Annotated in this window: 17 protein-coding genes; 14 read left to right on the forward strand and 3 right to left on the reverse strand. The window is 44.0% G+C overall.

The window, feature by feature from the left end; all coding sequences use genetic code 11:
• Window positions 1-6: 6 nt before the first annotated feature.
• From H8S88_RS05735 to H8S88_RS05775, 9 genes are all read left to right on the forward strand, one after another.
• Window positions 7-1,275, forward strand: a complete 1,269-nt coding sequence (locus tag H8S88_RS05735) for a dihydroorotase (RefSeq protein ID WP_236128126.1) — start codon at window positions 7-9, stop codon at window positions 1,273-1,275.
• A 53-nt stretch (window positions 1,276-1,328) separates the two neighbouring features.
• Window positions 1,329-2,168, forward strand: coding sequence for an SGNH/GDSL hydrolase family protein (locus H8S88_RS05740; protein ID WP_125336154.1), 840 nt, complete (start codon window positions 1,329-1,331; stop codon window positions 2,166-2,168).
• A complete protein-coding gene (locus tag H8S88_RS05745) occupies window positions 2,140-2,796 on the forward strand; it encodes a YpmS family protein (RefSeq protein ID WP_125336153.1) in 657 nt (218 codons plus the stop codon). Before H8S88_RS05740 ends, H8S88_RS05745 begins: the two co-directional genes overlap by 29 nt.
• A 314-nt stretch (window positions 2,797-3,110) precedes the next feature.
• Window positions 3,111-4,673: a 2-isopropylmalate synthase gene (locus H8S88_RS05750; protein WP_125336152.1), complete on the forward strand. Its 1,563-nt coding sequence runs from the start codon at window positions 3,111-3,113 to the stop codon at window positions 4,671-4,673.
• A gap of 11 nt (window positions 4,674-4,684) precedes the next feature.
• Window positions 4,685-5,722 carry a 3-isopropylmalate dehydrogenase gene (gene leuB / locus H8S88_RS05755; RefSeq protein ID WP_125336151.1) on the forward strand — a complete coding sequence of 346 codons (1,038 nt, stop codon included), beginning with the start codon at window positions 4,685-4,687 and terminating at the stop codon, window positions 5,720-5,722.
• Entirely contained in the window at window positions 5,719-5,988 is a 270-nt protein-coding gene (locus H8S88_RS05760; RefSeq protein WP_048689804.1) for a DUF1294 domain-containing protein, read from the forward strand. Before leuB ends, H8S88_RS05760 begins: the two co-directional genes overlap by 4 nt.
• Window positions 5,989-5,990: 2 nt before the next feature.
• Window positions 5,991-7,373: a 3-isopropylmalate dehydratase large subunit gene (gene leuC / locus H8S88_RS05765; RefSeq protein WP_125336150.1), complete on the forward strand. Its 1,383-nt coding sequence runs from the start codon at window positions 5,991-5,993 to the stop codon at window positions 7,371-7,373.
• 11 nt (window positions 7,374-7,384) lie between these two features.
• The gene (gene leuD, locus H8S88_RS05770; protein ID WP_006596431.1) at window positions 7,385-7,975 is read left to right on the forward strand and encodes a 3-isopropylmalate dehydratase small subunit; all 591 of its coding nucleotides are present in this window, start codon (window positions 7,385-7,387) and stop codon (window positions 7,973-7,975) included.
• Window positions 7,976-8,072: 97 nt separating this feature from the next.
• Window positions 8,073-8,858, forward strand: coding sequence for an L-threonylcarbamoyladenylate synthase (locus H8S88_RS05775; protein WP_006596430.1), 786 nt, complete (start codon window positions 8,073-8,075; stop codon window positions 8,856-8,858).
• A 75-nt stretch (window positions 8,859-8,933) separates the two neighbouring features.
• Here H8S88_RS05775 and H8S88_RS05780 read toward each other — a convergent pair whose 3' ends face one another.
• The 3 genes from H8S88_RS05780 to plsY form a co-directional block, all read right to left on the reverse strand.
• The gene (locus tag H8S88_RS05780) at window positions 8,934-9,566 is read right to left on the reverse strand and encodes a DUF421 domain-containing protein (protein ID WP_236128127.1); all 633 of its coding nucleotides are present in this window, start codon (window positions 9,564-9,566) and stop codon (window positions 8,934-8,936) included.
• Window positions 9,563-10,015 (reverse strand): DUF3290 family protein, encoded by a 453-nt coding sequence (locus H8S88_RS05785; protein WP_125336148.1) that lies wholly within the window; start codon window positions 10,013-10,015, stop codon window positions 9,563-9,565. The genes H8S88_RS05780 and H8S88_RS05785 overlap by 4 nt, the downstream gene beginning before the upstream one ends.
• 152 nt (window positions 10,016-10,167) lie before the next feature.
• A complete protein-coding gene (gene plsY / locus H8S88_RS05790; protein WP_185761540.1) occupies window positions 10,168-10,809 on the reverse strand; it encodes a glycerol-3-phosphate 1-O-acyltransferase PlsY in 642 nt (213 codons plus the stop codon).
• Between the two features lie 188 nt (window positions 10,810-10,997).
• Here plsY and parE point away from each other — a divergent pair, with 188 nt between their 5' ends.
• The 5 genes from parE to H8S88_RS05815 all read left to right on the forward strand — a co-directional run bounded on the left by parE (window position 10,998) and on the right by H8S88_RS05815 (window position 18,475).
• Window positions 10,998-12,947, forward strand: a complete 1,950-nt coding sequence (gene parE / locus H8S88_RS05795; protein ID WP_048788975.1) for a DNA topoisomerase IV subunit B — start codon at window positions 10,998-11,000, stop codon at window positions 12,945-12,947.
• A 341-nt stretch (window positions 12,948-13,288) separates the two neighbouring features.
• Window positions 13,289-13,810, forward strand: coding sequence for a hypothetical protein (locus tag H8S88_RS05800; protein ID WP_048788977.1), 522 nt, complete (start codon window positions 13,289-13,291; stop codon window positions 13,808-13,810).
• On the forward strand, window positions 13,800-14,618 hold the full coding sequence (locus H8S88_RS05805; protein ID WP_236128128.1) for an aminoglycoside 6-adenylyltransferase: 819 nt from the start codon (window positions 13,800-13,802) through the stop codon (window positions 14,616-14,618). Before H8S88_RS05800 ends, H8S88_RS05805 begins: the two co-directional genes overlap by 11 nt.
• Window positions 14,619-14,822: 204 nt before the next feature.
• Window positions 14,823-17,276: a DNA topoisomerase IV subunit A gene (parC, locus tag H8S88_RS05810; RefSeq protein ID WP_125336147.1), complete on the forward strand. Its 2,454-nt coding sequence runs from the start codon at window positions 14,823-14,825 to the stop codon at window positions 17,274-17,276.
• A 173-nt stretch (window positions 17,277-17,449) separates the two neighbouring features.
• A complete protein-coding gene (locus tag H8S88_RS05815) occupies window positions 17,450-18,475 on the forward strand; it encodes a branched-chain amino acid aminotransferase (protein ID WP_125336146.1) in 1,026 nt (341 codons plus the stop codon).
• The last annotated feature ends 51 nt before the right edge of the window (window positions 18,476-18,526 follow it).

Genomic DNA, 18,526 nt, shown 5'->3' on the forward strand with positions numbered 1-18,526 from the left:
TAGAAGATGTTAGTCATTAAAAATGGTCGGGTAATGGATCCGAAAACTGGTTTGGACCAAGTATGTGATCTTTTGGTAGATCAGGGGAAAATTGTGGAAATAGGTCCATCTCTTTCTTATGAGGGAGCCCAAGTTATCGATGCGAGTGGCAAGGTGGTAGCGCCAGGTTTGGTAGACATTCACGTTCACTTCCGGGAACCAGGTCAGACCCACAAGGAAGATATTCACACTGGAGCTCTGGCTGCTGCAGCTGGTGGTTTTACCACAGTTGTCATGATGGCCAATACCACTCCAACTATTTCGGATGTCGTGACCTTAAAAGAAGTCTTGGATTCTGCTGCTAAGGAAGCCATCCATGTTAAAACCGTAGCGACGGTTACAAAGAACTTTGATGGTCAACATCTCACTGACTTTGAAGGTTTGTTACAAGCTGGAGCTGTTGGTTTCTCAGATGATGGGATTCCGTTGCAAAGTACCAAGGTAGTCCGTCAGGCCTTGGAAGAAGCCAAACGTCTGGGGACCTTCATTAGTCTCCATGAAGAAGATCCAGAGTTGAACGGCATTCTGGGACTCAATGAGCACATTGCTCGGGAGCACTTCAAGGTTTGCGGAGCCACTGGTGTGGCAGAATACTCTATGGCAGCGCGTGATGCTATGATTGCTCACGCGACAGGTGGCCACCTCCACATCCAACACCTCTCTAAAGCTGAGAGTGTCAAGGTTGTCGAGTTTGCCCAAGCGATCGGTGCTCCTGTTACAGCAGAAGTAGCTCCTCAGCATTTCTCTAAGACTGAAGACCTCTTGCTGTCTAAGGGAAGCAATGCCAAGATGAATCCGCCTCTTCGTTGGGAAGAGGACCGTCGTGCAGTCATCGAAGGCTTGAAGTCAGGAGTCATTACCGTAATCGCAACGGACCACGCGCCCCATCATGCGGATGAAAAGAACGTAACCGATATCACCAAGGCTCCTTCCGGCATGACAGGATTAGAGACTTCTCTATCGCTTGGTTTGACCTATTTGGTCCATGCAGGAGAGCTCAGCTTGATGGAACTCTTAGAAAAAATGACCTATAATCCCGCTAAATTATATAATTTTGAAGCGGGCTATTTGGAAGTCGGTGGACCAGCAGATATTGTGATTTTTGATCCGGAAGCTGACCGTTTAGTGTCTGATCATTTTGCTTCCAAGGCAGCCAATTCCCCGTTTGTCGGTGAATCCCTCAAGGGACAAGTAGCCTATACCATCTGCCAGGGCAAGATTGTCTACCAAGCCTAAACCTGACTTAAAAATAAGAAAGTCAAATTGAAAGCTGGACGAATGAGGAGTATATGAATAGTAGAAAAATACTAGAGATGATCTTGTATTGTTTGGTCACTTTTCTGGTCTGCTTTTTTCTGGTCAATTGGCTCCTTCCTTCGGCAGAACCAGTGATGACCAAACCGTTAACAAGTGCCAAAAAGAAGGTAGTCACCTATGTAGCGATTGGGGATTCCTTGACCAAAGGCGTAGGAGATAGCACCAATCAAGGAGGTTTTGTCCCTCTGCTCGCTCAGAGTTTGACCAATGAATCCGGTCTTGAATTCAAAGCGATCAACTATGGTGTTTCTGGTAACACGAGCGGTCAAATTTTGTCACGTATGCAGGAGAAAAAGGAGATTCGAAAAGACCTGAAGAAGGCTCAGTTACTGACCATTACTGTCGGGGGCAATGACCTGCGAAAGGCCATTCTTGAGGATACCAGTAACTTAGATCTGGACCGTTTTGAAAAAGCATCGAAGACCTATGAGAAAAATCTCAAACAGATCATCGAATTGGGCCGTAAGGACAACCCGGATCTGCCCGTTTACGTGGTGGGGATCTATAATCCCTTGTATCTCAACTTCCCCGATCTAACGGAATTGCAGACCCTTGTCGATCAGTGGAACCAAAGAACGGAGGAGACCCTCTCTGCCTATCAAGGCGTCTACTTTGTTCCAATCAATGACCTCCTTTATAAGGGCATTGATGGCAAGAGTGGGGTGACAGAATCTGAATTAGGAAAAGAGACTGTAACCAATGATGCCTTGTATGATGAGGATAGTTTCCATCCCAATAATACTGGTTATGAGATCATGAAAGAAGCCGTACTGGAGAAAATACATGCAACTGAGAAAAAATGGTTCGAGTGAGAAGAAGGTTAAGCCAGCAACCACAGGACCTCATTTTAAGGAGAGACGAGAAAAAACGCCAATTAACATCTGGAAATGGCTCTTTCTAGGCTTGGTCAGTTTCTTGCTGGCAACAAGTCTAGTCGTATGGACTCGTTTCTCAACGGTACGAGAGGATGTCCGGCAACTACAGACTCCTAGCCAAGGAGGAGATGTCAAGATCGGCAGTATGACCACAACTAGGGCTCAACTAAATGAAACTATCAAGGTCATGCTTAAAAGTTATCATTTGAGTGATTATCAACTGTATGCAGACAACCAACAGATGTTACTAGAGGGGAAGATGGACTTTTTAGGAAAGGAGTACCCGCTCTATATCTATTTCCAGCCAAGTAAGCTAGAGGATGGGAGTATCCTCCTGATCCTCAAGGATTTTTCAGTTGGGACCTTGAAACTTCCTAAGAAGACCGTGATGCAGGTGCTGTCTACAAACAAGGATCTACCTGATTTTGTAAAAATTGATAGCAAAGAAGCGACGATCAAGATCGAGCTTGCCAAGATTAAAAATGAGATGGATTTCTATGTCAAGGCCAATACCATTGATCTATACAATGATCAAATCATCTTTGATCTCTACAGGAAAAAATAAGAAGATCAGGCGAAAGTAAGAAAGCGACTTTCGCCTTTATTTTGTTTCTATTCAAAAAATTCAGAATATTATAGAAAATTCTTGACATTAATTTTCCCCTATGCTAAAATACTAAACAAGACATCAATCAAAGGAGAAAGTCAGACATGAAAACAGCTAAGTTTATTCAATTTGCTTTGTTGTTGAGGTACTCGGGCTAGTGCAAAAGCATTAGTCCTGTTTGGCTTACCAAGCGGGAGTAACAAAACATCTCGCTTAGGTAACTGGCGAGATGTTTTTATTTTATTCACTATGTTTAGAAAAGAGGAGACCCTATGCGTAAAGTTGAATTTTTAGATACCAGTCTTCGGGACGGTGAACAGACTCCAGGAGTCAATTTCTCCATTAAAGAAAAGATTGCCATTGCCAAGCAATTGGAAAAATGGGGCATTTCTGCTATTGAAGCAGGTTTTCCTGCAGCTAGTCCGGATTCCTTCACTGCTGTGCAAGAGATTGCGAAGGTCTTGACCAAGACTGCTGTGACAGGTTTGGCTCGCTCCGTTAAATCCGATATCGATGCTTGCTATGAAGCCTTGAAAGATGCCAAGTATCCGCAAGTTCACGTCTTTATCGCAACGAGTCCCATTCACCGGGAGTTTAAACTCAACAAGACCAAGGAAGAAATTCTTGAAGCCATCAAAGAGCACGTTTCTTATGCGCGTTCTAAGTTTGAAGTTGTTGAATTCTCACCCGAAGATGCGACACGGACGGAATTGGATTTCCTCTTGCAAGTTGTCCAGACTGCGGTCGATGCAGGGGCTAGCTACATCAATATTCCTGATACAGTCGGTTTCACGACACCAGCAGAGTACGGAGCTATTTTCAAATACTTGATTGACCATGTCAAGACAGATCGTGAGATTATCTATTCCCCTCATTGCCATGATGATCTGGGAATGGCAGTCGCCAATAGTCTCGCCGCTGTCAAGAATGGAGCTGGTCGTGTCGAAGGAACCATCAATGGCATCGGGGAGCGGGCCGGCAATGCGGCGCTTGAAGAAGTAGCGGTCGCTCTTAATATTCGCGAAGACTATTTCCAAGTGGAGAGTCCGATTGTCCTTAATGAAACCATCAACATCTCTGAGTTGGTCTCTCGTTACTCTGGGATTCCAATTCCTAAAAACAAGGCAGTGGTTGGTGGCAATGCCTTCTCACACGAGTCTGGGATTCACCAAGATGGAGTTCTTAAGAATCCTCTTACCTATGAAATCATCACGCCTGAGTTGGTGGGGGTTAAGAGCAATAGCCTTCCACTTGGTAAATTGTCTGGTCGCCATGCCTTTGTAGAAAAACTGTATGAGTTGGGATTGGAATTCACAGAAGAAGACATCCAGCCATTGTTTGCTAAGTTCAAATCTCTGGCAGACAAGAAACACGAGATCACTGATGCCGATATCCGCGCCCTAGTTGCTGGTACAGCAGTGGAAAATCCAGAAGGATTCCACTTTGATGATCTTCGCCTCACAACCAATGAAGATGAAAGTATCACTGCAGCAGTCAGTCTGAAAAATGAAGATGGTGAGATTCTTGAATACCTTGCCAAAGGTCAAGGTTCAGTGGAAGCAATCTTTAACGCTATTGATCAATTCTTCCACCAAGAAGTTCGTCTGACTTCCTACACCATTGATGCGGTGACAGATGGAATTGATGCCCAAGCGCGTGTGCTGGTCACTGTTGAAAACGAAGCGACGGATACCATCTTTAATGCTTCTGGTTTAGACTTTGACGTATTGAAAGCGTCAGCGATTGCCTATATCAATGCCAATACCTTGGTGCAAAAAGAGAATGCTGGAGAGATCGGTCACATTGTATCCTATCGTGATCTACCAGATGCCTAAAGGAGATCACTATGACGAAGAAGATTGTCGCCCTAGCTGGAGACGGGATTGGACCAGAGATCATGGAGGCTGGCCTGTCCGTACTGAAAGCAGTGGCAGAAAAAACAAATTTTGACTATTCGGTCCAAGCTCATCCATTTGGGGGAGCAGGGATTGATGCGGCTGGTCATCCTCTGCCAGCTTCTACTCTAGAAGCTACAAAGGAAGCGGATGCCATTCTCTTAGCGGCTATCGGAAGTCCTCAGTATGACCAAGCACCGATTCGTCCGGAGCAAGGCTTGTTAGCTCTTCGTAAGGAGCTCAACCTTTATGCCAACATTCGTCCGGTCAAGATTTACGACTCCCTCAAGCACCTCTCTCCATTGAAGGAGGAGCGCATCCATGGTGTGGACTTCGTAGTGGTTCGCGAGCTAACCGGCGGGATCTACTTCGGAGAGCATATCTTAGAAGAAAATCAAGCACGGGATATCAACGACTACTCAGTTGAAGAAGTGGAGCGAATCGTGCGGAAGGCTTTTGAGATTGCGCGGGGACGTCGCAAGAAAGTCACCAGCATTGATAAACAAAATGTCCTCGCAACCTCCAAACTTTGGAGAAAAGTAGCTGATCGAGTGGCTCAAGACTTCCCAGATGTTACCTTGGAGCACCAGTTGGTAGACTCAGCAGCCATGCTCATGATTACCAATCCTTCTCGCTTTGATGTCATCGTGACGGAAAACCTCTTTGGTGATATCCTTTCAGACGAGTCGAGTGTCTTGTCTGGCACTCTTGGGGTTATGCCATCGGCTAGCCATTCAGAGTCGGGTCCGAGCATGTATGAGCCAATCCATGGATCGGCTCCAGATATTGCAGGTCAAGGAGTAGCCAATCCAGTCTCGATGATCCTCTCTGTTGCCATGATGATGCGAGAAAGTTTTGATCGAGAAGAAGATGCTAGCCGCATTGAAAAAGCAGTCGAAGCGACTCTTGCTGCAGGGATCTTTACGAGAGACTTAGGTGGCAGTGCTTCGACAAAAGAAATGACAGAAGAGATTATAAAACGCTTATGAGTGTAAAAGGAATGATTACTGGCTTGATCCTTCTATGGAATCTCTTCGTAGGGATTCTCTACGGAGTGGATAAGGAAAAGGCCAAAAGAAATACTTGGCGGATACCAGAAAAGACCTTGCTCTTTTATGCTTTTGCAGTTGGAGGGCTAGGAGCCTGGATAGGAGGGCTACTCTTTCATCACAAGACACAGAAGTGGTATTTTAAGGTCACCTGGCTCTTAGGAACCCTTCTCACACTTTACACACTCTACGCTTTATGGAGGTAAGGATGGCAGGAAAATCAATTTTTGATAAAATCTGGGAACGGCATGTAGTGACCGGTGAGGAAGGCCAGCCCCAACTCATGTATGTGGACCAACACTATATCCACGAGGTGACCAGTCCCCAGGCTTTTCAAGGGCTTAGAGACACTGGTAGAAGGGTTCGGAGACCAGATTTAACCTTTGGAACCTTTGATCACAATGTCCCGACTGTTAACATTTATGATATCCGGGATGTGATTTCCAAGGCTCAAATTGATAAATTAGCTGAAAATGTCAAGGACTTTGGGATCGATCATGCAGGTCATGGTTCAGAAAAACAGGGAATTGTCCATATGGTTGGTCCTGAAACTGGCCGTACCCAGCCTGGAAAGTTCATTGTCTGTGGAGACAGCCATACGGCGACCCATGGAGCTTTCGGTGCCATTGCCTTTGGGATTGGGACCAGTGAGGTGGAGCATGTCTTTGCGACTCAGACCATCTGGCAGGTTAAACCGAAGAAACTCTTGGTCGAGTTTACTGGAAAGCCTCAGAAGGGGATTTATGCCAAGGACTATATTTTGGCCTTGATTGCTCGTTATGGCGTAGCCTGTGGGGTTGGCCATGTGGTCGAGTATAGAGGGGAAGCAATCGATAGCCTCACCATGGAAGAGCGGATGACCATCTGCAATATGTCCATTGAATTCGGCTCTAAGATGGGGATTATGAATCCAGATGAGACGACTTTTGACTATCTCCGTGGTCGTGAATGTATGCCAAAAGATTTTGAAGCTGCAGTAGCCGATTGGCAGTCCCTGGTCAGTGACAACGATGCGACATATGATAGAGTCATCACCATCGATGTATCCCAGTTAGCACCCATGGTGACCTGGGGGACCAACCCTTCTATGGGAGTCGACGTGGAAACAGCCTTCCCAGAAATTCGGGATATGAATGATGAACGGGCCTATGCCTACATGGATCTCCAACCAGGTCAAAAGGCTTCAGACATCGAGTTGGGCTATATCTTTATCGGATCTTGTACCAATGCCAGACTCAGCGATTTGCAGCTGGCTGCCCGTTTCGTAGAAGGGAAGAAAATTGCCCCTAATTTAACCGCCATCGTAGTTCCAGGTTCCCGTCCTGTCAAACGAGCAGCGGAAAAAATGGGTTTGGATAAGATCTTTCTGGATGCTGGCTTTGAATGGCGTGATCCAGGATGCTCTATGTGTCTCGGGATGAATCCAGACAAGGTGCCGGATGGCGTCCACTGTGCCTCTACTAGCAACCGAAACTTTGAAGACCGCCAAGGATTTGGGGCTAAGACCCATCTCTGTAGCCCCGCAATGGCCGCTGCAGCAGCAATAGCCGGTCGCTTTGTCGATGTGCGCCAAATGCCAGAAGTTGAGTAAAAGGAGGAATCATGGAGAAATTTACCATTTATACGGGAACTACGGTTCCTTTGATGAACGATAATATCGATACCGACCAAATCCTCCCCAAGCAATTTTTAAAGCTGATTGATAAAAAAGGCTTTGGTAAATACCTCATGTACGCTTGGCGCTACTTGGATGATCAATACACCGAGGATCCAGAATTTATCTTTAACAAACCAGAATACAGCAAGGCAACCATCTTGATTACTGGCGACAATTTTGGGGCTGGTTCTTCTCGGGAGCACGCAGCCTGGGCTTTAGCTGATTATGGCTTTAAAGTCGTTATCGCCGGCTCTTTTGGAGATATCCATTACAATAATGAACTCAATAATGGGATGCTACCAATAGTCCAGCCTTTAGAGGTTCGTCAAAAGCTGGCAAGCTTGAAGCCGACAGATGAGGTAACGGTGGATTTGGAAGAGCAGAAGATCATCTCGCCTGTTGGAGAATTTAGCTTTGAGATCGATGGGGATTGGAAGAACAAATTACTCAACGGTCTAGATGATATTGGGATTACCCTCCAATACGAGGACTTGATTGCTGCTTATGAGAAGAATCGGCCCGCCTATTGGCAATAAAAATTGTATAGTTAATTAAGAATTTTCAGAAAATATATTGAAGCTTTTTTGGAATTTTGATAGAATAGAAAAAAAGAAATAGAAGAGGACGAAATTTATGACAAAACACATTCAATGGGACGGAACACTTTCACAAGAAGGATTTGACATTCTTAAAGGCGAGGGTGGTTGTATCGTCTGCCCTACCAAAGTCGGCTACATCATCATGACCAGCGACAAGGCTGGCTTGGAACGCAAGTTTGAAGCCAAAGAACGTAACCGCAACAAACCAGGTGTCGTTCTTTGCGGAAGTATGGATGAACTTCGTGCCCTTGCGCAATTGAATCCTGAAATCGAAGCCTTCTACCAAAAACATTGGGATGAAGATATCTTGCTTGGTTGTATCCTTCCTTGGCGTGAAGATGCCTATGCCAAATTACAAGCCTTCGGCGATGGACGTGAAGAACTCATGACAGATGTTCGTGGAACCAGCTGTTTTGTCATCAAATTCGGTAAAGCTGGTGAGCAAATCGCCAAAGAAATGTGGGAAAAAGAAGGCAAAATGGTTTATGCCTCTTCAGCTAACCCATCTGGTAAAGGAAATCGTGGGAAAGTCGAGGGAATCGGAGAGCGAATCGAAGGTGCCGTGGATTTGGTCATTGAAGCCGATGATTATGTAGCCTCTATCCAACCAGACAAGACTATTGAAACTCGCTATGAACAAGGAGTGATGGTTTCTATGGTTGATGCAGAAGGAAAACTCATCCCAGAACAAGGAGCAGGTAGCCGTTCTGTCAATACTTGCCCAGTCGTGATCCGTAAGGGATTGGATATCGACAAGATCATGATGCACTTATCTGATCATTTCAACTCTTGGAACTACCGCCAAGGGGAGTACTATTAAAAGATAGAAAAAAGGTCGTTACAGTTCGTAACGACCTTTTACTTGTCTATTTTATCGAATAGCTGATTTCCAACTTTAATAAGTCACGACATTAATCTCGCCCTTGTCGTACTCAGCGATAAAAATGTCATCAACAGTTTCAAATCCTTTTTTATTGAGTTCGGCTATAAGCCATTCTTCAGTTTTACCAATGGTCTCTAAGATCTCTACTTGGACCACACCATCTGTAATGATTGGGTATTTGGAATTTTCATCTCCCATTCGAACGATTATGAGTTGGCCATTTTGTTCGATGACGGCTCTTTTGACTTCTTTCAATTGGAAGACCCCTTGAGAGCGCAACTTAAGAGCGACGTCAGAAGCAGAAAGGCCTTTTGAGCGACAAGCTTCTGGATCTAATTTTCCGTTTTTTATGATAATAGTTGGTTTTCCATCAATCAGATGTTTGATGAAGTAAACATTGGTATTAAGCCATTTGAGTGACAGAATCAAAATCGTCCAGATGATGAGGATGACGAGATATTGAAGGATGGTAATCGAGCTATTGTAGATGACCCCGCCGATAATACCCCCGAGAACAAAGTTCTGTATTTGGTCTACTGCAGAACTTGGAGCTAAATTTCCTTTTCCTGTTACGTTAATAACAAAAACAAGAGAAAGAAGCCCCAAGGCCAATTTAATTGCAATTGTAGCAAAAAAGCTTATCATTTTTCAACCTCCACCAGTTCTACATCTGTTTTATATAAGTCCATTTTTTCAAGTAAATAGCTATCTAGGTCTGTTCCGCTAATCGCACGATAGAATTGCTTGTCTACCTTGATAATAGCTCCGTCGGTCGTATCCGAAGTATTGACATAGACATCTTCTTTATCTACACCTAATTCTTTTGAAACAACTTCGATAAAGTGTAGGGAAGAGCGGAATTGATTGTCATTAGACTGATTGTTTTGAAAATTTGAAATGCCAATCAAAACAACGGCTACTAAGATTAAGACAGAAATAATAGACAATTCACGGAACTTACTTCCACGTTTATCCTTATATGCCTTAAAGACAAAAAAAGCCGTTACCAACACTAAGAGAATGGACATGATTACCATGACCCAATTTTGCTGGCTAATCTGACTCAATACATAATCATATGAATAGAATTTCATAAAAATCCTCCCGATTTTGAATTCAAGATATTATAAACTAAATCCTCCTTAATTGCAATGATTAAAAACAAAAGGAAGAAAAAACTTATAGAACTTTTTTGAAGAGAAGTGCTGACAAAGTGATCGCAAACAAAAAAACTAGAGCAAAAGTTCTAGTCTTTATGTTTTTGATGGGTGATGTTTTTTCCCCAGGAGATGATATTTTCATTCTTGTTGAGGATTCGTTTGATATTGTCCTTGTGGCGGATAATAATCAAGGTCGCTAAAGCGAGGACGACGATGGTAAAAATCAGATCGTAGCTCGGGAGAACCCAACCAGTCAGCGGGAGGATGAGGACTCCGATACTTGCCAAAATTGCGACTGTCACACTTGAAAAGGAAATCATACTTGTCAAGTAAAGGCTAGCAAAGAAATAAATGGCTAAAAGGATGAGGAAAACGGGAGAGAAGCCGATGAGGACCCCTGCACTAGTCGCTACTGCCTTGCCTCCTTTAAAGCCTGCAAAAATTGGGAAGGTGTGTCCAAGGACTGCTAAAAGACCAAAGACCATAGGAGAAATTCCTGAAACCCCAAAAATAGTCGGCAATAAAACAGCCAAGGTTCCCTTGAGGAAATCAACAGCAAAGACGACCAGACCTGCCTTTGTCCCTAGGATACGGAAGGTATTGGTGGTTCCTGTATTTCCAGAACCGTGTTCGCGGAGATTGATGTTAAAGAAGGCTTTTCCTATCCACAAACCAGAAGGGATAGAGCCTAATAGGTATGCTAATACGAGTAAAAGAATTGTTTTCATCATAGTTTCATTATATCAAAAATGCTTTGAATGAAAAAGAAAATATCTAGCTGATTTGTCACATCGGATAGTTGGTTTGAATCAATCGCACTTAAATAGCCTAGTTAAAGGGAGAGAAGAAAGAAAAATTTTGCAAAATTTCCTAAAAAACTGTAATATAGAAAAGATGAACAAACAGGAGGTTCCTTGTGTCTAAAAAGGAAATCAACATTAATAATTATAATGACGATGCCATTCAGGTACTAGAAGGGTTGGATGCGGTCCGTAAACGTCCAGGGATGTATATTGGATCCACGGATGGAAATGGGCTTCACCATTTGGTCTGGGAAATTGTCGACAATGCTGTCGATGAAGCCCTATCTGGTTTTGGTTCTCAAATTGACGTTACCATCAACAAAGACGGGTCCTTATCTGTAGCAGACCAAGGTCGGGGGATGCCGACAGGGATGCATGCTATGGGTAAACCAACCGTTGAGGTCATCTTTACCGTCCTCCATGCGGGTGGGAAGTTTGGTCAAGGTGGCTATAAGACTTCTGGTGGTCTCCACGGGGTAGGATCTTCGGTCGTGAATGCCCTCTCCAGCTGGCTTGAGGTAGAGATTACCCGTGATGGAGCGGTCTACAAGCAACGCTTTGAAGGTGGTGGGAAGCCTGTTACCACTCTTGAGAAGATTGGGTCGGCTCCTAAGTCTAAGACGGGAACCAAGGTTACTTTCATGCCGGATGCCACCATCTTCTCAACGACGGATTTCAAGTTTAATACCATTGCGGAGCGGATCAAAGAATCAGCTTTCTTACTCAAGGATGTAACACTGACGTTGACCGATCTCCGTAAGGAAGAAGACAACTATGTCGCCTTCCATTACGAGAATGGTGTTCAGGATTTCGTTGAGTACTTAAATGAAGATAAAGAAACCTTGACGCCGGTGCTCTACTTTAATGGAGAATCAGAAGGCTTCCAAGTAGAAGTTGCCCTCCAATACAATGATGGTTATTCTGATAATATCTTGTCCTTCGTTAATAATGTCCGCACCAAGGATGGGGGAACCCACGAGACGGGACTGAAGACAGCTATTACCAAGGCCATGAACGACTATGCAAGAAAGACGGGGCTTCTCAAAGAAAAAGACAAGAACCTAGAAGGATCCGACTACCGGGAAGGACTTTCTGCAGTACTTTCGATCTTGGTGCCAGAAGCTCATTTGCAGTTTGAAGGGCAGACCAAGGACAAACTAGGAAGTCCACTTGCTCGACCAGTTGTTGACGGGATTGTCGCTGACAAGTTGACCTTCTTCCTCATGGAAAATGGGGAGTTGGCTTCCAATCTCATTCGTAAGGCTATTAAGGCCCGGGATGCGCGTGAAGCTGCTCGAAAGGCGCGGGATGAAAGCCGAAATGGCAAGAAGAGCAAAAAGGACAAGGGACTTTTGTCTGGTAAATTGACACCAGCCCAGTCTAAAAATCCTAAGAAAAACGAACTCTATCTAGTCGAAGGAGACTCAGCCGGCGGTTCTGCCAAACAAGGACGGGACCGGAAGTTCCAAGCGATTCTTCCACTTCGTGGGAAGGTTCTTAATACTGAGAAGGCCAATATGAGTGATATCCTCAAGAACGAGGAAATCAACACTATGATCTACACCATTGGTGCAGGAGTTGGGGCAGATTTCTCTGTGGAAGACGCCAACTACGATAAGATCATTATCATGACCGATGCGGATACAGATGGTGCCCACATTCAAACCCTCCTCTTAACCTTCTTCTATCGCTATATGCGCCCTTTGGTAGAAGCAGGGCATGTCTACATTGCACTTCCTCCTCTTTATAAGATGTCGAAAGGCAAAGGCAAGAAAGAAGAAGTAGCCTATGCTTGGACAGATAGCGAATTAGAAGAGTTGCGTCGGACCTTTGGCCGTGGAGCAACCATTCAACGGTACAAAGGGTTGGGTGAGATGAATGCAGACCAGCTTTGGGAGACCACCATGAACCCAGAAACCCGTACCTTGATCCGTGTCACGATTGATGACTTGGCGCGTGCAGAACGCCGTGTCTCCGTACTCATGGGGGATAAGGCTGCACCACGTCGTCAATGGATTGAAGATAACGTTAAGTTTACCTTGGAAGAAACGACCGCGTTTTAAGGAGTGTGAGTGATGGATAGTTCAGGACATTCGATTATATGGACTTACTTAGGTTTTATTTTCATAGTCTCGTCGCCCTAGGTGTTCCTATGATCGTGATTGCCTTGCTTTATCACGTCATCCGATTATTTCCTGTTTTTCCTAAATATGGATGGAAAATAATCCTAATTTTCCTTGCTTATCTAGCGAGTGCTGTCCTTTTTTACCTGGTTGTGCTAGTATGTCGGAAAAGTTTTTGCAACATCGAAGCATGATGATAGGGGTAATGTTCCTTTCTCTTGTTCTATCTTATTTGCCAGCCATATTTTTGAATATTATTTAGAATCGTAGGAAGGTCTGAAATGAATGATATCTTATTACCTATAACTTTCTCTACTTTCCCATTCTTACCGGTCGTATTAGTCGCTACATTTATTTATATTGCAATTAAGAAAAATAAATCCAAGATCCATTTTTTAGGATATTATTTCCCTATTGCAGGGATTTTAACCATGAATGCAATCAGTGATTATTCCTCTAAGAATTTTGAAGGACATTTGTCAATTATCATAGTATTGGTGACGTTTTACTTGCCTTTATTATATACATCCCTAGTTTATAGTGGCATACGTCTCTATTCGGTTTATAGCCATCAATTATTGAAAGCCTCTCTGATTTTAGGGATCTATCTCCTAGCTAGCATCTATATGCATTTGATGATCTTTAAAGTTCAAGGTCAATTTATTAAGGTGGTCATCAACTTCCATTTAGCGAAACTTATAATTATGATTTCCTCGTTTCTTCCATCTGTTTATCTATTTTTTGATAAAAACCAACAATTCCAAGGATTTGTAAGTAATGAAGGAGTAAAAGATGAGAACTGATACAGAAATGATGAATCTGATTGTGCAAATAGCTGAATCTCTGCAAGTGGAAGCAGTGGCCTTATCCGGATCGAGGACTAGCCCACATCCCCTGAAAGATGAGTTCCAAGATTATGATGTGGTCTATATTGTTGAGAATCTAGAAGACCTGGTTTCAGATTTATCATGGATGGATCAGTTTGGTAAACGCATCATTGAGCAAGAAGTTACTCTAGGACACCGTCATCTTTACCTCATGCTCTTTGAAGATGGCAATCGTATTGATTTGACACTCTGTCTCAAGGAACATATTCAAGAGTGGGTGGATAGCGAAGCAGATTTTAGAGCGCTTAAAGACGACAAAGGTTTGTTTGACTCTTACATTCCTAGTCCGAAGCGCTACTGGACCGCTCCGCCTACTGAAGAGGAATTTGCTGTATCCTGCAATGAATTTTGGTGGGTATCGACTTATGTCGTCAAAGGGATTCGAAGAAATCAGCTTCTCTATGCGACTGATCACCTCTATGGCATCTGCCAGCAAGAACTTCTCAAGGTATTAGCTTGGCAGGTGACAACCTATAGAGGATCAGTTGATATCGGAAAGAACTACAAGTACCTCTTCCAGTATCTACCAGCTGAGCAAGAGAAGGAGTTCTCAGCACTTCTTGATTTATCTAGTTTAGAGAAGGTTAGTCAATCCTTATTTGCTACCATGAAGTTATTCGATTGTGAAGCACAAAGTCTGGCCCAAAAGATGGGATTTGACTATGATCAGGAAGTGGCTGTAAAGATGATGACTTATGCTGAAGAGAAACTTTCTAATCATTAATTAATCTATTTTAAACAGCAGAAAGGATAGTTTAGTTACTTGTAGTAACTGAACACCTTCTTTTATAAAAATCTACTCAACATTCTTTGAAAGGAGTTGAACACGCCCTAAATACTGTGTGAAAAAGATAAATTCTTTTGTGAGCATCGCTCACTGCAAGAATTTCCTATTTTCACTTTGTATTTTACGGGCTTTGTATCCTATATGAGTAATATCCAAAACATGTCTCTAGAGGACATCATGGGAGAGCGCTTTGGTCGCTACTCCAAATACATTATTCAAGAACGGGCTCTTCCTGATATTCGGGATGGCTTGAAGCCAGTTCAACGGCGGATTCTTTATTCTATGAATAAGGATGGCAATACCCATGACAAGGGCTACCGCAAGTCTGCCAAGTCTGTCGGAAATATCATGGGGAATTTCCACCCTCACGGGGATTCTTCTATCTATGATGCCATGGTCCGCATGTCTCAAGACTGGAAGAACCGCGAGATCCTTGTTGAAATGCACGGAAACAATGGTTCCATGGACGGGGATCCACCAGCAGCCATGCGTTATACGGAAGCTCGTTTGTCTGAAATTGCGGGCTATCTTTTGCAAGATATCGAAAAGAACACAGTGCCATTTGCCTGGAACTTTGACGATACAGAAAAAGAGCCAACTGTTTTGCCGGCAGCCTTTCCAAACCTCTTGGTCAATGGAGCTACAGGGATTTCAGCTGGTTACGCGACAGATATTCCGCCACATAATCTTGCTGAAGTCATCGATGCGGTTGTCTACATGATCGACCATCCTTCTGCTAAGGTAGACAAACTCATGGAGTTTCTTCCTGGACCTGATTTCCCGACCGGTGCCATTATCCAAGGGCGCGATGAGATCAAGAAAGCCTATGAAACTGGTAAGGGAAGGGTGGTTGTCCGCTCTAAGACAGAGATCGAGCAACTCAAAGGCGGCAAGCAGCAAATCGTCGTTACCGAAATCCCTTATGAGATCAACAAGGCAGTTTTGGTCAAGAAGATCGACGATGTCCGTGTTAACAACAAGGTGGCCGGTATTGCGGAAGTCCGGGATGAGTCTGACCGAGATGGTCTTCGCATTGCCATTGAGTTGAAAAAAGATGCCAATGCAGACTTGATCTTAAACTACTTATTTAAGTACACAGATTTGCAGGTTAACTACAACTTCAATATGGTAGCAATTGACAACTATACCCCTCGTCAAGTGGGGATTTTACCGATTCTGTCTAGCTACATTGCTCACCGTCGAGATATTATTGTCGCTCGCTCACGCTTTGATAAGGAAAAGGCAGAACGACGCCTCCACATCGTAGAGGGCTTGATCCGCGTCATTTCCATTCTCGATGAGGTCATTGCCTTGATTCGTGCGTCAGATAATAAGGCAGATGCTAAGGAAAACCTCAAGGTCAGCTACGATTTTACGGAAGAACAAGCAGAAGCTATTGTTACCTTGCAATTGTACCGTTTGACCAATACGGATATCGTGACATTGGAAGAAGAGCATGCTAGTCTCAAGGAGCAAATCGCGACCTTGGCAGCCATTATTGGGGATGAACGAACCATGTTCAATCTCATGAAGAAAGAGTTGCGTGAAGTCAAGAAACTCTTTGGCAATCCGCGTCGTAGTGAGTTGCAAGACACTGCTAAAACGATTGAGATCGATACAGCCAGTCTGATCGTTGAAGAGGAAACCTTCGTTAGCGTGACCCGTGCGGGTTACATTAAACGGACCTCTCCTCGTTCCTTCAATGCGTCGACAGTGGAAGAAGTCGGTAAGCGGGACGACGATGAATTGATTTTCGTAGAGCCTGCTAAGACCACCCAGCATCTTTTGCTCTTTACCAACTTAGGAAATGCCATCTATCGACCTGTTCATGAATTGGCAGATACCAAGTGGAAGGATATCGGGGAGCACCTTAGTCAGACCTTGACCAATTTCGAGCAGGAAGAAGAAATCCTCTTTGCGGAGATTGTGGATCAGTTTGAAGGAGTGACCTACTTTGCAGCAACTCAACAAGGCCAAATCAAGCGTTTTGAACGCAAGGAATTGAGCCCATGGCGGACCTATCGTTCTAAATCAACTAAGTACGCTAAACTGAAGGACCAAGAGGACCGTATCGTAGCGGTTGCACCAGTTGTCCTCGAGGACATCATGATCATTACTAAAAATGGTTACGGGTTGCGGTTCAATATTGAAGAGGTGCCAGTAGTTGGTGCCAAAGCAGCAGGTGTTAAAGCCATTAACCTCAAAGATGGAGATCAAGTGGTAGCCGTCTTTAAGTCAACGACGCCAAGTATGTACATTCTGACCCAGCGAGGCAGCCTCAAACGAATGTCACAAGATGATATTCCTGTGACCAGCCGTGCCAAACGTGGTCTACAGGTCCTGCGTGAACTGAAGTCTAAACCACACCGCGTCTTTAAGGCAGGTCCAGTCTTCACTGACCAGGGTGATTTTGATCTCTTTACGAGCCAGGAAGAAGTGGGAGAGCAGGATCAAATCCTTCAGATTACCTCCACAACAGGTCAGGTGACAGAAGTGGATGTTACCCAACTCAGCTTGTCAGAACGAACTAGCAATGGTTCTTTTGTCAATGATCAAATTTCTGATCAAGAAGTCTTTACTGCTAGAATTAAATAAAAACAAAATTAGCTATAAACTGGCTAATTTTGTTGCTCGATAAATTTTCTGAAAATTGCAAATTTCACTTGAAATTCTCATGAAATGGTGTAAAATAGAGTACATGTATAAAGTCATCCTTTGTGGTGGCTCTTGCTAATTAGCAAGTCTTGAATGGAAGAAGGAAAACTGACATGACAGTATCACTTGATTGGGAAAATCTTGGATTTTCTTATATGAAATTACCTTACCGCTACATCGCCTATTATCGTAATGGTGCCTGGGAAAAAGGAGAACTATCCGAAGATGCCACTCTTCATATTTCTGAATCTTCTCCGAGTTTGCACTACGGACAGCAAGCTTTCGAGGGTCTGAAAGCCTACCGGACAAAAGATGGCAGCATTCAATTGTTCCGTCCAGATGAAAACGCCAAACGTCTTCAACGGACTGCAGATCGTCTTTTGATGCCACAAGTTCCAACGGATATGTTTGTGGAAGCTTGTAAGGCAGTAGTGCGTGCCAATGAAGAATATGTCCCACCATATGGAACAGGTGGAACCCTCTATCTTCGTCCATTGTTGATTGGAGTCGGAGATATCATTGGGGTGAAGCCAGCAGAGGAATACATCTTTACGATCTTTGCTATGCCAGTCGGAAACTACTTCAAGGGTGGCTTGGTTCCAACCAATTTCTTGATCCAAGATGACTATGACCGGGCAGCTCCTCATGGGACAGGCGCAGCGAAAGTCGGTGGGAACTATGCCGCTAGCCTCTTACCTGGTAAATTAGCTAAGTCTCGGAACTTCTCAGACGTGATTTACTTGGATCCTGCAACCCACACCAAGATTGAAGAAGTGGGATCTGCTAACTTTTTTGGGATCACAGCTGATAATGAGTTTGTGACACCACTTAGCCCATCTATTCTGCCATCCATTACCAAGTATTCCTTGCTCTATCTTGCCGAGCACCGTCTTGGTTTGACACCAATCGAAGGGGATGTCCCAATTGATAATCTCGATCGTTTTGTAGAAGCAGGTGCTTGTGGAACTGCCGCCGTTATTTCACCAATCGGGGGAGTTCAACATGGAGATGACTTCCATGTTTTCTATTCAGAAACAGAAGTAGGACCGGTTACCCGCAAGCTTTATGATGAATTAACGGGCATCCAGTTTGGTGATATTGAAGCACCAGAAGGATGGATTTTCAAAGTAAACGATTAAAGGAATGATCAGAGGGAGGAGGACTCCCTCTTTTTCTTAGGAAGAAGATAC

Source organism: Streptococcus sp. GS001 (assembly GCF_021595565.1).
Lineage (GTDB): Bacteria > Bacillota > Bacilli > Lactobacillales > Streptococcaceae > Streptococcus > Streptococcus xiaochunlingii.